Source organism: Sinorhizobium medicae (assembly GCF_007827695.1).
Classification (GTDB): Bacteria; Pseudomonadota; Alphaproteobacteria; order Rhizobiales; family Rhizobiaceae; genus Sinorhizobium; species Sinorhizobium medicae.
Genome location: NZ_VITA01000047.1, coordinates 1 through 12,399, shown reverse-complemented (window position 1 = coordinate 12,399; position 12,399 = coordinate 1). Strand labels below are relative to the sequence as shown.

Here is a 12,399-nt window from a genome sequence, read left to right as displayed (position 1 = left end):
GGGGGCGTTGGTCGGCCAGTCGCATTTGCCATGCCTCAACCTCCAATGAAGAGGCCAAGCATACAATGTAGTGAATTTTAGTTCCAGGTGACTAGTACAGGTCTACCGATCCAAATTCCGGTCGGCATGAGCGGTTTGGGCCGGCACCAGAAGTTCCGGCTCGTAACCACGAGCAGCAGCAAAAGGGATCGAAAGCCGACCTAAGAAGGGTCGCGTAAGGGTTGTGGAGAGGCTGAGGGGGCTTGTTCTGTTAGGCGGCTTCTGAACGTTGGACCGAACCTGCAAGTGCCTAAGCGGCGCGTCTGCTGGCGCACCTGAGCGATCACCTTCTCGAGCGCCACGGGGGTTCTTCCGACGCGACGCATCCGCTCGAACCACTCGTCGAGCTCGTCGCGTTGACCGGCACTAAGGGTCGATCTTTCCGGGTCCCATGTGTCCTGGAGTGTCAGAAGCGCGCTTCGCAAACAAATCGGCCGCCACGCCAGCTTCGACGGGATCAGGCAGGGTCGAGCTGAAGATATCGATGATGTTGCGGCGCTTGGACGGAGACTTGTCGCCAAGCTTCTCAGCCTTTTTCTCGACCACTTCCTTGAGTTGTGCGGCCTTTGATTTGAGGCCTTCCTCAATGGCCTTTATCCGGGCTTCCACCGCATCGAGGCTTGCAGATGCTTCCGCACCGCCCGTTTTTGCAGCAGTCGGCTTAGGCTTCGGGCGCAGCGCCTTTTTATTGACTGTGCGTTTGGCAGGTGCTGCAGGTTTCTCTTCTGCTGCAGTGGCTGCCTTGAGCGGTGCTGCCTCCGCCGCGGCGGCTGCCAAAGGCTTCTCCTCTTTCGCTGGCGCCGGCGAGGGAATTTCGAACGGTTTTCCCCCCGTTGGCATATTGCGGGGTTGTCGCCGGCACGGCCTTCGGCGGGAAATAATCGACTTCCGGCACTTGCGGAATGTTGGCCTGGGAATACGCCTCGGCTGATTTGAAGGGCTGCGTTTGGAAGAACCGGAGCTTTTCACCGAAGATTGGCCGTTGTCCTTCGATGAGCAGGACCATCTTGTTCTCCGGCATTTGCCGGACCTCCTGCGGCATCATCAGATCGCGTTCGCGAATCTGCTCTACCTTCGTGCGGCGAGGCAGGCCCATCAGTTCGATCGTGCGGGATTCCGATTGGTAGCGGATCGTGCGCTTTCCGAGCGCGCGGAATGCGTACTCGGCTGTGGCCTGGTCGTTGGCGCCAAGGACGAGTTGATAGCCACAATTGCCGAGCAGCGAATGCCGGGAGGTTTCGCCGTAGATCTTCGGACGCGGCACGCTCGTCTTTGTCGAGGTAAGGAAGGCACCCGAAATCATTTGAATGCCATATGGTGATTGGTGGTTTCGACTATCTGGTCAAAGCACGATAGCTGACATGGCGATGTTTCAGAAATTCCTGCAGCGGGTCATTCTGCCGCTTCCTGGTGTCAGGGAAACGCACACTTACGCATCAATCGGTGATGTGAAGCCTGACGCATTGTTGCCGCTTTGACACCTCCGGTTTTCTGGGCCGATTGAGGCTGGGAACTCCGGTCAACGCAGTTTTCGGCATGAATAAGTCGAAATTTGCGGAGGCGCAGATCGCTCTCTGCGGCAAAACGGGAGGAAGCGGGGTTCCCGAGGTCGTCCGCACGGCCTGCCGATCAGATGAACATGGTCACGGCTGCGCCGTCGGTGAGCTTCTGGCCGAGCTTGATGATCTGGGCGAGGATTGTCGCGTGCCGCGCCTGTTGGCGGGGCCGCCCTCCAGGCGCTCGACGTCGAGATGGTCGTCAAGCTCCGCATTGAGGATGCGCTCTGAAAGCGCCTTCTTCAGATCGTCCAGCAAACCGTCCTTGCCGAAAACCTCGGATGGATCACGTCCAGCCAGGAGCTGGTCCAGAAGTTCTTTCTCGATAGCCATGTGATGATTCTCTCCTTTTCATCATCATGGCCCACCGCACAGAATTCCTGACAGTCCCCCGGCCGCCGCACCCGGCGCTTCCACAGCCGATCGCAGCCAGTGGACTCGTGTCGGGGTCATGCGCATTGAAGCGCATCACTCAACACGCACGATCTGAAGAGTGGCGTTGAACCGCCGTCATAGATCGAGGCAACGGCCCAATAGACGCCGTGCCTGCGCAGCATCCTTTGTCTGGCGTGCCAGACGCGCCGCAGATGCTCCCTATTAAAATCTCCTCGTAATGAATAGCTGACCTGACCCCCAAATTCTCGATCCAGCTAGACCACCACGTCGTATTCTCTGCTGCCCTTACTTTCCTAAGAGGTTCACTGCTTCGTGTGATCACTTGCCGCTAGTTGGTCGCCTTTGTGCCAGTTTTAATGCGGCAGTGGTAGCGATATCGCGCGAGCTAATAAGAGCGATCCCCCTCTCTGCCTTGATCCGGTGGATCATCTCGTTCCCATTCGTTTCAAACGTAACCAGAATGTGGAATTGCAACATCCTAGAGTAACAGACCGCGTTGATAAGCCCGAGTGATCAATGACCTGGCCGCTGATTCTTTCGGCAGCTCTCGACTTTTAGGCGGTAGGAAATGTTAAACGCAGCTTTGCCCTTGGCTGTCGCCATCTTGGCCTCGATGTGCGTATCGAGCAACGCCGCGCCAATCTCCTTGCGTGAGTTCGAGCGCCTTGCACGCGGATGCGCGCCGCAGGTAAATCCGTCTACGCTTGCCGCAATCGCCAAGGTTGAAAGCGGCTTTGATCCGCTTGCGGCACATGACAACACCACCGGAGAGAGCCTTCACTGGAACGATCAAACGCAAGCGCGCCAGAGCGTCAGAGCCCGCCTCGAGGCACAACATTCAATCGACGTTGGGCTTATGCAGATCAACAGTAAGAACTTTTCCGTCCTCAATCTCACGATAGAAAAGGCCTTTCAGCCCTGTATTTCACTTGTGGCCGCGGCGCACTTGCTTGAAAGCCGCTATGCCGGCGGCGACACTGCCGCAGAAAAGCAGTTGGCGCTTCGCCAGGCAATCTCGGCCTACAACACGGGTGACCTGACGCGCGGATTTGCGAACGGTTATGTGCAGAAGGTTGAGTCAGCCGCTCGAGAGATCGTGCCACCGCTGGTCGGATGTCCGGAAAAGGCTGATGAAAAGCCGATCTCGGAAAAAATATGGGATGTGTGGGGTTCGTTAGAGCCAGACTTATCGGCAGGCGATCTCATCAGCCTCCCCGCACTCCAGAAGCCTGGAGACCATGAACATCTCGAAAAACAACATATTATATTCGATTAAATGGAGCGTAGTAATGGCGTCACTTAACAAACATCGTGCGCGTTTGAGTCCTGTTGCTTTCTTGAAAGCCATGTCGCGCACAGCGGTTGACCATGCGCCCGCTGCCGGCGGAGCGGCGGTGTGGAGCATTGTCTGCTCCGGGCCAGCGACGGCGCAAGTGACGGGGGGGACCGACCCTGCCACAATGGTGAATAATATCTGTGCATTCATCCTTGGTCCCTTCGGACAGTCTCTGGCTGTGCTCGGCATCGTCGCCATCGGCATATCGTGGATGTTCGGCCGTGCTTCACTCGGTCTCGTTGCCGGTGTCATCGGGGGGATCGTCATCATGTTCGGGGCCAGCTTCCTTGGTAAAGCCCTCATAGGGGCCGGATGAGCGACCGACTGGAAGAGAGTACTCTCTACGTAGCAGCGACACGCCCTGCATTGTTCTTGGGCGTGCCGCTGAACTTGGCGGCATTGCTCATGATGTTAGCCGGCCTGATCATCGTCGTTGTTCAGAACCCTCTTTACGAAATCATTCTTGTGCCACTGTGGTTCGGATCACGTGTTGTTGTCGAGCGCGACTACAACGCGGCCAGTGTAGCCCTACTCTATCTCCGGACGGCTGGGAGAAGCGTGGATGCGCCGTTCTGGGGCGGGGCAAGCGTCAGCCCCAATCCTATCAAAGTGCCGAGACGAGGACGAGGAATGCTTTAATGTTCGGCACAAATGGCAGGAACGAGAGGTCTGGTGAGATATATCTACCATATGTCGGCCACCTCAGCGATCAGGTTGTCCTTCTCGAAGACGGCTCAGTCATGGCTATGGCACACGTCAAAGGTTTGCCCTTCGAAATGGAAGACGTTGCCATCCGCAATGCACGCTGCCGAGCGTTCAATACGCTCTTACGCAACATTGCCGATGATAGTGTATCAATATGTGCTCATCTGGTCCGACATAACGACGTGGCGTTGCCCCCGGCGCGGCACTTTCATAGCGGGTTTGCTGGTAGTCTGAGCGAAGCTTATGAGCGGCGTGTGCTGTCCGGAAAACTCTTTCGAAACGATCATTTCCTCACCTTGGTCGTGTTTCCCCGAACTGCGGTCGGTAAAATCACGGGCCGGTTCATCAAGCGGAACAATAGAAACGAGAACGATTTAGCAAATCAGACGCGGAACCTGGAAGATCTGTGGCACATCACTAGTGGCGCCCTCGACGCCTATGGTCTCCGCCGGCTTGGTCTCCGCGAGAAAGATGGCGTGATTTTCTCGGAAATCGCGGAGGCGCTCCGACTTATAATGACCTGCCGTGCCACTCCGGTTCCAGTGGTTAGTGGTTCACTGGGCGCTTCGATTTATACCGACCGAGTAATCTGCGGCAAGCGGGCACTGGAGATTCGAACCCCGGGAGATAGCTACGTTGGCTCATTGTTCTCATTTCGAGAATATCCGGCAAAGACGCGGCCAGGCATGCTCAATCCGCTATTGTCCGCGAATTTCCCGCTCGTGTTGAGCCAAAGTTTCTCCTTCCTCACGCGTGCACAGGCCCATGCCAAACTCAGCCTCAAGTCCAGTCAAATGACGAGTTCCGGTGACAAGGCCGTCTCCCAAATCAATGAACTCGCCGAGGCAGAGGACGCGTTGGCAAGCAGCGAATTCGTAATGGGCGCGCATCATTTGAGCCTGTGCGTGTATGCCGATGATCTCAATAGCCTTGCCAACCGCGCCGCAAGCGCCCGCACGCGATTGACGGATGCGGGCGCCGTTATCGTCCAAGAGGGTATTGGTATGGAGGCGGCTTATTGGGCGCAACTTCCGGGGAACACCAAGTGGCGCACGAGACCCGGGGCGATCACCTCACGCAATTTCGCGGGCCTTGTCTCGTTCGAGAATTTCCCAAGTGGCAAGGATTCCGGCCACTGGGGCAACTCGGTTGCGCGCTTCCGCACCAATGGTGGAACCCCTTTCGACTACCTCCCTCACGAGAATGACGTGGGTATGACGGCAATATTCGGACCCGTCGGAAAAGGCAAAACAACGCTCATGACCTTTGTCCTTGCGATGCTCGAACAGAGCATGGTTGGACACGATGGTGCGATTGTCTTCTTTGACAAGGACCGCGGTGGTGAACTGCTGGTACGTGCCACGGGAGGCACGTATCTGGCGTTACGTAGAGGCGTTCCCAGTGGCCTGGCGCCTCTACGGGCCCTGGACGATACGTCGGCCTCCCGAGACTTTCTGCGCGAGTGGGTGACAGCCTTGATCGAGAGCGATGGACGGGGAGCTATTTCGCCGGAAGAGAACCGCCGCCTGGAACGCGCCATCGTCCGGCAGCTTTCATTTGAGCCCGCTATGCGTTCCCTCGCGGGCCTACGCGAATTCCTATTACACAGCCCGTCCGAAGGCGCAGGAGCGCGACTGGAGCGGTGGTGCAGAGGAAACGCGCTCGGTTGGGCCTTCGATGGCGAGGTGGATGAAGTAAGACTGCATGCCTCCATTACCGGCTTCGATATGACACAGATTCTGGAGTACGAAGAGGTTTGCGCGCCGGCGGCCGCATACCTCCTCCATCGCGTGGGCGCTGTTGTGGATGGCCGTCGCTTTGTCATGTGTTGCGACGAGTTTCGATTTTATTTATTAAACCCTCAGTTCGCTGCAGTTGTAGACAAGTTCTTGCTCACTGTTCGCAAGAATAACGGCATGTTGATACTCGCAACACAGCAGCCTGAGCATGTTCTCGAATCGCCCCTCGGAGCCAGTCTCGTGGCACAATGCATGACAAAAATTTTCTATCCATCTCCGACGGCGGATCGATCAGCCTATGTCGGCGGCTTAAAGTGTACCGAAGGAGAATATCAAGCCGTTCGCGAGCAGATGGCAATCGGGAGCCGCAAATTTCTGCTTAAGCGCGAGAGCGGAAGCGTTATCTGCGAATTCGACCTCGGCGAGATGCGCGAATATGTCGCCGTGCTATCGGGTCGGGCCAACACGGTGCGTTTTGCCGATCAGCTCCGTGCCAGACACGGGGATGCTCCTGGTGCGTGGGTAGACGAGTTCATGGCCCGTTACCAAGAAGTTCAAGACTGACGGAGGAAGTTTCATGAAATTTACCCAACTGACAGTAACGACTATTGCCGCTTGCCTTATTATGCAGGCCCCGGCCCGAGCGCAGTTCGTTGTCACCGACCCCGGAAATACATATCAGGCAGCGATCACTGCTGGTACCACTATTCTGAACTATGCGAAGACAGCACAGATGCTCGAACAGACGATTGCGATGGTGGGGATGTTTACAACGAACTTCGCAGTCACCGGCCTGTTGAGCCAAATCAACCAGGGGAATAAGTACCCCTCGACGAATAAGCTAAGCGAGCAGATGTTTGACAGTCAGAGGCCAGTCTCGGCCACAGCACGCGCTATCGCAACGGACCGCGATCGCGCAATCGATGGCAGCGACGCACATGCAGAGTTGCTCCGTGGGCAGATCACCGGTGCTGCTAATGCCGCGAGTGTTGCAGCCGACAATCTCGAGTTGATGGACAAGCGCCTCCGCGAAAATGGCAACACGCTTGGTCAGCTGTCGCGTTCAAGGAACATTATGCAGGCAACTGTAACAAACGGATTGCTTCTCAAACAGATTCACGACGCAATCATCCAGAACAGCCAGGCTACGAGTCTGCTGACGATGGCCACTGCACAGGCCAGCCTCCACGCTGCAGAGGAGGCCGCCGCCCAGCGACGAGAACGCCTGGAAACCGCGAAAATCTTCAGCCCCGGACTATAGTTGAACGGTAGGTAATGCGGCTCAGATAAAAAGTTCAACTCCGCCCACCTGCGGTGGAAAGAGCCAAACCAGGTTGGAGCGATGAAATTCTCAGTATCTGCGCCTTTTACGACTATACACACGGTCTTCGATACCGCCTTTACAATCGCACTGGACTCAGTGCTCGAAAAAATCCAGAGCGCAATCAATGCCCCTCTGGTTGCGTGCGTTACGCTTTGGATCATAGTCCAGGGCATTCTGGTGATACGTGGCGAAATCGATGCTCGTGTTGGGATCATGAAGATCATCAGAGTATCGATCGTTGTAGCCCTTATCTTGGGCCAGGCTAACTATCACTCTTATGTAGTATTATTCTTCGAGGATACTATACCTAATTTCGTTCACAAAATCAGCGGTAGTAGTATTGCGCTGATTAATATCCCGCAACAGCTCGACCTGATGTTTGCGTTAAGTCTGGGCTCGTTTCAGAAGATTGCGGCCGAAATAGGACCAATGAATAGCCAAGACATTCTCGCCTTTGAAGGCGCACAGTGGGTTTTTTACGGTGCGCTTTGGGTAACGTTCGAGGTCTATGATGCCTGTGGGATTCTTACTAAGGTACTATTAGCGATCGGTCCGCTGATCCTGGTCGGCTATCTCTTTGATCACACCCGCGACATGGCTTCAAAATGGGTCGGCCAGCTCCTCTCTTACGGGCTGCTGCTTCTCCTGTTGAACATCGTGGCGACCATCGTCATAACAACGGAAGTAGTGGCTCTCAAACTAATGCTCATTGTGATCAACAATGCGGGCACGACGGCAGCCAAGATTATCGGGCTTTATGAACTCGACATGCTCTTTCTAGCTGGGGACGCCCTGATCGTCGCGCTTCCGGTGATCGCGGGCAATATTGCAGGTGCTCATTGGTCAGGCTCGAATAAATCTCTCAGCAGCCTTAGCCGCCAGTTGGCCCAAGTTGCGCGCCGTTGAACGCAATGACAAAGAACTAACAGGTTGATTGCATGAAGTATTGTTCTCTAATCCTATTCCTCGCTTTGGCCGCTTGCAAAACAAGTGATACCCTGGCGACCTGCAAGGGTGCCGCGTTTCAGCTGAATGTGGAGCGTTGGCAACCCACGGCTTCAGATCTCCAGTTCGAATGTACGGGAGAGCCAAATGAAGAGCGCTGAACATGCTCTCCTGGTGGAGCGAGGAGCGCTTGCCGCGCACTATATTGAAGTAGAGGCCTTCCAAACGTCACGTGCGAAGTCGGCGCGGCGTCTTTCCAGGGTTCTGGTCGTCATTGCGACGGCGGCTGTTTTTGGAAATATCGCGCAGGCCTTCACCATCGCGACTATGGTTCCGCTTGCCAAGCTCGTGCCTGTGTATCTCTGGGTACGACCGGATGGAACCGTTGACAGCGAAGTGTCCGTGTCTCGACTTCCCGCAACGCAAGAACAGGCCGTTATCAACGCTTCACTCTGGCAATATGTCCGTCTGCGCGAGGGGTATACAGCCGACACAGCTCAATACGCCTATGATCTCGTATCGAGCTTCAGCGCACCATCTGTGCGCCTGGAATATCAGCATCACTTTAATTACCCTAATCCGACGTCACCGCAGGTCACAATCGGTGAGGGGGGGAGACTAGATGTCGAGCACATCTCCTCAAATGATATTGCGACGGGCGTGCAGCAGATTCGTTTCAACCGAACGCTCATGATGGATGGCCAGACGCCGGTGATGAGTACATGGACTGCAACGGTCCGGTATGAAAAGGTGACAAGCCTGTCCGGTGAATCGAGACTGTCCAACCCAGGGGGGTTGACTGTTACCTCCTACCAAGTCTCGGAAGACACCGTATGGAACGAGGGGCGTAGCGAGCAATGATAACAAGGACCTTCCTCACAATAATCTGTTTGCTTTGCTTAGCGATAGCCGCGCATGCGGAGGACACACCTGCGGCCGGCAAACTAGACCCGCGCATGCGGTATCTGGCCTACAATCCTGACCAAGTCGTCCGACTATCGACCGCTGTCGGGGCCACGTTGGTTGTTACATTCGGCGCCAGCGAGACCGTAACAGCCGTCGCCGTCTCTAATAGCAAAGATCTGGCAGCCCTTCCGCGCGGCCACTATCTCTTTTTCAAGGCAAGCCAAGCCCTCCCGCCGCAGCCAGTCGTCGTGCTGACCGCTAGCGAGGCAGGTACCCGACGATATGTCTTCAGCATCTCTACCAAGACCATGTCTCAGCTTACCAAAGAGCAGCCTGACCTCTATTATAGTGTGCAATTTGTCTATCCTGCCGACGAAGCTGCTGCTCGGCAAAAACAAGCAGAAAAGTTGTCGATCGTCGGTCGGCTTCGGGCGGATGCGGAGTATCAACAGAGGGCTCAGCATTTATTGGATCAGCCGGCCGCAATCGCGGATTCCGGAGCCAACAATTTCCATTACATCGCACAGGGCGACCGTTCGCTTACGCCGTTGGAGGTTTTTGATAACGGAGTCAGTACTGTATTCCGCTTTCCAGGCAATGTGCGCATCCCGTCCATATACGTGATCAATCCGGACGGCAAGGAAGCCACCGCCAATTATTCGGTCAAAGGAGACTATGTCGAGGTTCCCGCAGTTGCCCGTGAGTGGCGCCTGAGAGATGGCCATACGGTATTAGGCATCTGGAATAGCGCATACGATCCCATTGGACGAAAGCCGGGCACCGGCACAGTGAGACACGATGTGTGGCGCGTTCTGAAAGGGGCAAGTCGATGAACGACGCCAATCCACAAACCAGGCACGACGTAGATGCAGACGGATCCCTGGTCTCTGAGTCAACTCGCCGGCGTCTTTCAGGACCGCAGAAGTTGATGATTGCAAGCACTATTGTGGCATCATCACTATCCTTAATCTGGGTTAGCGGAAGTTCAAAGAAAGAAGTGGAACCTACTCCGCCTCAAACAACAGTTCTCACCAACACCGAGCCCTTTCGTCCGGCACCAATTGAGGTTGCTCCCGTTCGTTCAGCTCCCCCGTCAGTTGGTCAGCCGGAGGCTCCCCCGTCAGCACAGAGCTCCTCGGAACCAAATGATCCGCGGGCCGAGCAATCGCCAATTTTTGCCTATGAAAGCGGTGAGCAAGACACCGGCCACGCACGCGAGGACAAAGAGGATGATACCTCGAAACAACTTCCCTCGAGGCTCGCGGATGAAGCTTCAGTCGATAATGACTTATCGACGCGGATGAAAGCAGGCGTCCAGGAGCCTAGCCGGGCCACACTCTTGCCGCACCCTGACTTCACGATCACGCAAGGAACAATCATTCCCTGCATTTTACAAACAGCGATCGATACAAGCTTGCCTGGCTATGTGAGGTGCCTTCTACCTCAAGACGTCCGCGGGGCAACGAACAACGTTGTGCTTCTAGATCGCGGGACAACCGTCATTGGCGAAATTCAGCGGGGCCTTCAACAAGGCGACGCGCGCGTTTTTGTGATCTGGAATCGCGCCGAAACGCCGCATCATGCCGTAGTTTCGCTCGCGTCACCAGGCGCTGACGAGCTCGGTCGCTCAGGTATGCCGGGCACGGTGGACAATCACTTCTGGCAACGTTTCGCAGGGGCAATGCTCTTGAGCGTCGTTCAAGGTGCGTTCCAGGCCGCCAGTCAGCACACAGAAAGCTCCGGCGGGCCTAACCTCAACAGCTTTCAAAGCAATGGGGCACAAGCCGCCGACACGGCGCTTAAAACGACGATCAACATCCCGCCAACCCTGCAGAAGAACCAGGGGGACGCAGTATCGATATTCGTGGCTCGAGATCTTGATTTCTCAGGTATATACGAGCTTCGCATGACCACTGCGACAACGAGCGCGCGCCATCGCCGGCCCTAGCCCAAGCAGGCCAACGACAACGAATATTCGGAGATCTCAATGCAAACCGAGGCAGATCCTCAACTGCGTTTGCTCCTCAAACCAGTACTAGAATGGCTTGAGGACCCAAGGACCGAAGAGGTCGCGATTAATAGACCAGGAGAGGCTTTCGTCCGGCAAGCCGGAGCGTTTACGAAACATCCTCTATCTCTGACCTATGACGATCTCGAAGATATCGCGATCTTAGCGGGAGCGCTACGAAAGCAAGATGTTGGACCACGAAGCCCTCTCTGCGCCACCGAGTTGCCAGGCGGAGAGCGGCTGCAGATTTGTTTACCGCCAGCAGTTCAGTCAGGTACCGTCAGCCTGACGATCCGCCGCCCATCTTCTCGCGTTTCGGAACTTAAGGAAGTCTCATCTCGCTATGACGCTTCGCGCTGGAATCAATGGCGCTTCCGCCAGGAGCGCCAAACTCAACAGGATATGCAGATCCTTGAGCATTACGCCCGCGGTAATTTGGAAGAATTCCTGCAAGCGTGCGTGACTGGGCGGCTGACGATGCTGCTTTGCGGCCACACGGGTAGCGGCAAGACGACGATGAGCAAGACTTTGATTAACGCCATTCCGCCGCAGGAAAGGCTGATCACCATAGAGGACACGCTCGAGCTCGTGATTCCACATGAGAATCATGTCCGGCTACTTTATTCGAAGGATGGGGCAGGAGTAGGTGGGGTGACCGCGGAGCAGCTTCTACAAGCCAGTCTCCGCATGCGGCCGGACCGAATACTGCTCGGCGAGATGCGCGACGATGCCGCTTGGGCATATCTCAGCGAAGTGGTATCTGGCCATCCAGGATCAATCTCGACTATTCACGGAGCCGATGCCGTCCAAGGTTTCAAGAAGCTCTTTTCGCTCGTCAAGAGCAGCCCACAAGGAGCTGCCATAGAGGACCGTACGCTGATTGACATGCTATCGGCGGCCATCGATGTCATCGTGCCGTTCCGGACCTACGGTGACGTCTACGAAGTTGGCGAGATTTGGCTGGCGGCCGACGCGCGTCGACGCGGAGAAACAGTCGCTGGTCTTCTGGACCAGCATTAGGGTGCAACAGCCTTTATCTTTTAGCTATGTCGCTGTGGATTCCTCGCCGGGAACCATCATCCAGCCCGGGCTTCTTAACTCATTGAGCGTCTTGCCCGTGGCTCCGCGCCCGCAGCCTTAGCATTGGGCGACTCGGCGTACCCCTCCGGTGATGGCCGCCTTGCCGAGGTAGGCTGAAGAGTGCGGTCCTAGTGCAAGCACTAGACCGTATGTTCGTTGGTGAAGGCCGCTCACCCACGCTGTAGATTGTATGGGTTCTGGAATTGGCCAGAGCGACCTACCGATCAGCGAGGGAAGACATGACATGCGCGGCGACAATCAAGGTGAGACTCGCATTGCCTCGCCGAAACTGTTCCCGAATATTCAACCGTTGCCTCACATAATTTGCTCCCTACCGAGGGGTATGAACAGGGGCGACTATGGGA

At 55.9% G+C, this 12,399-nt stretch carries 11 protein-coding genes and 3 pseudogenes; 12 read left to right on the top strand and 2 right to left on the bottom strand.

Annotated features, from left to right (window positions below):
- Positions 1–405: 405 nt before the first annotated feature.
- A pseudogene (locus tag FB009_RS33585) lies at positions 406–1,291 on the bottom strand (type IV secretory system conjugative DNA transfer family protein); the annotation flags it as partial.
- A gap of 1 nt (position 1,292) precedes the next feature.
- Between FB009_RS33585 and FB009_RS33580 the strand changes: the two are divergent.
- Positions 1,293–1,517, top strand: a pseudogene (locus FB009_RS33580) (Lrp/AsnC ligand binding domain-containing protein); the annotation flags it as partial.
- 231 nt (positions 1,518–1,748) lie between these two features.
- Here the strand turns inward: FB009_RS33580 and FB009_RS32075 are convergent.
- Positions 1,749–1,928, bottom strand: a pseudogene (locus FB009_RS32075) (transposase); the annotation flags it as partial.
- Positions 1,929–2,559: 631 nt separating this feature from the next.
- Here FB009_RS32075 and FB009_RS32065 point away from each other — a divergent pair.
- The 11 genes from FB009_RS32065 to virB11 all read left to right on the top strand — a co-directional run bounded on the left by FB009_RS32065 (position 2,560) and on the right by virB11 (position 11,974).
- Positions 2,560–3,267: a type IV secretion system lytic transglycosylase VirB1 gene (locus FB009_RS32065; RefSeq protein WP_011970881.1), complete on the top strand. Its 708-nt coding sequence runs from the start codon at positions 2,560–2,562 to the stop codon at positions 3,265–3,267.
- A gap of 13 nt (positions 3,268–3,280) precedes the next feature.
- Positions 3,281–3,643: a pilin major subunit VirB2 gene (gene virB2 / locus FB009_RS32060; RefSeq protein WP_011970880.1), complete on the top strand. Its 363-nt coding sequence runs from the start codon at positions 3,281–3,283 to the stop codon at positions 3,641–3,643.
- Positions 3,640–3,966, top strand: a complete 327-nt coding sequence (locus FB009_RS32055) for a type IV secretion system protein VirB3 (RefSeq protein ID WP_011970879.1) — start codon at positions 3,640–3,642, stop codon at positions 3,964–3,966. The genes virB2 and FB009_RS32055 overlap by 4 nt, the downstream gene beginning before the upstream one ends.
- Complete coding sequence (virB4, locus tag FB009_RS32050) at positions 3,966–6,335, top strand: type IV secretion/conjugal transfer ATPase VirB4 (protein WP_011970878.1); 2,370 nt, start codon at positions 3,966–3,968, stop codon at positions 6,333–6,335. The genes FB009_RS32055 and virB4 overlap by 1 nt, the downstream gene beginning before the upstream one ends.
- Positions 6,336–6,348: 13 nt before the next feature.
- A complete protein-coding gene (virB5, locus tag FB009_RS32045) occupies positions 6,349–7,032 on the top strand; it encodes a pilin minor subunit VirB5 (RefSeq protein WP_011970877.1) in 684 nt (227 codons plus the stop codon).
- Between the two features lie 81 nt (positions 7,033–7,113).
- Positions 7,114–8,001, top strand: a complete 888-nt coding sequence (locus FB009_RS32040; protein ID WP_018210169.1) for a type IV secretion system protein — start codon at positions 7,114–7,116, stop codon at positions 7,999–8,001.
- Between the two features lie 32 nt (positions 8,002–8,033).
- Positions 8,034–8,201, top strand: coding sequence for a type IV secretion system lipoprotein VirB7 (locus tag FB009_RS32035; RefSeq protein WP_011970875.1), 168 nt, complete (start codon positions 8,034–8,036; stop codon positions 8,199–8,201).
- The gene (locus FB009_RS32030; protein WP_011970874.1) at positions 8,188–8,901 is read left to right on the top strand and encodes a type IV secretion system protein VirB8; all 714 of its coding nucleotides are present in this window, start codon (positions 8,188–8,190) and stop codon (positions 8,899–8,901) included. Before FB009_RS32035 ends, FB009_RS32030 begins: the two co-directional genes overlap by 14 nt.
- Positions 8,898–9,779, top strand: coding sequence for a P-type conjugative transfer protein VirB9 (gene virB9, locus FB009_RS32025; RefSeq protein WP_011970873.1), 882 nt, complete (start codon positions 8,898–8,900; stop codon positions 9,777–9,779). The genes FB009_RS32030 and virB9 overlap by 4 nt, the downstream gene beginning before the upstream one ends.
- Complete coding sequence (virB10, locus tag FB009_RS32020) at positions 9,776–10,894, top strand: type IV secretion system protein VirB10 (RefSeq protein WP_011970872.1); 1,119 nt, start codon at positions 9,776–9,778, stop codon at positions 10,892–10,894. Before virB9 ends, virB10 begins: the two co-directional genes overlap by 4 nt.
- A gap of 39 nt (positions 10,895–10,933) precedes the next feature.
- Entirely contained in the window at positions 10,934–11,974 is a 1,041-nt protein-coding gene (gene virB11 / locus FB009_RS32015; RefSeq protein ID WP_011970871.1) for a P-type DNA transfer ATPase VirB11, read from the top strand.
- Positions 11,975–12,399: the final 425 nt, after the last annotated feature.

Excerpts from the sequence above, each read along its gene's own strand:
- FB009_RS32065 (WP_011970881.1), top strand. The coding sequence starts at position 2,560 with ATGTTAAACGCAGCTTTGCCCTTGGCTGTCGCCATCTTGGCCTCGATG.
- virB2 (WP_011970880.1), top strand. The coding sequence starts at position 3,281 with ATGGCGTCACTTAACAAACATCGTGCGCGTTTGAGTCCTGTTGCTTTC.
- FB009_RS32055 (WP_011970879.1), top strand. The coding sequence starts at position 3,640 with ATGAGCGACCGACTGGAAGAGAGTACTCTCTACGTAGCAGCGACACGC.
- virB4 (WP_011970878.1), top strand. The coding sequence starts at position 3,966 with ATGTTCGGCACAAATGGCAGGAACGAGAGGTCTGGTGAGATATATCTA.
- virB5 (WP_011970877.1), top strand. The coding sequence starts at position 6,349 with ATGAAATTTACCCAACTGACAGTAACGACTATTGCCGCTTGCCTTATT.
- FB009_RS32040 (WP_018210169.1), top strand. The coding sequence starts at position 7,114 with ATGAAATTCTCAGTATCTGCGCCTTTTACGACTATACACACGGTCTTC.
- FB009_RS32035 (WP_011970875.1), top strand. The coding sequence starts at position 8,034 with ATGAAGTATTGTTCTCTAATCCTATTCCTCGCTTTGGCCGCTTGCAAA.
- FB009_RS32030 (WP_011970874.1), top strand. The coding sequence starts at position 8,188 with ATGAAGAGCGCTGAACATGCTCTCCTGGTGGAGCGAGGAGCGCTTGCC.
- virB9 (WP_011970873.1), top strand. The coding sequence starts at position 8,898 with ATGATAACAAGGACCTTCCTCACAATAATCTGTTTGCTTTGCTTAGCG.
- virB10 (WP_011970872.1), top strand. The coding sequence starts at position 9,776 with ATGAACGACGCCAATCCACAAACCAGGCACGACGTAGATGCAGACGGA.
- virB11 (WP_011970871.1), top strand. The coding sequence starts at position 10,934 with ATGCAAACCGAGGCAGATCCTCAACTGCGTTTGCTCCTCAAACCAGTA.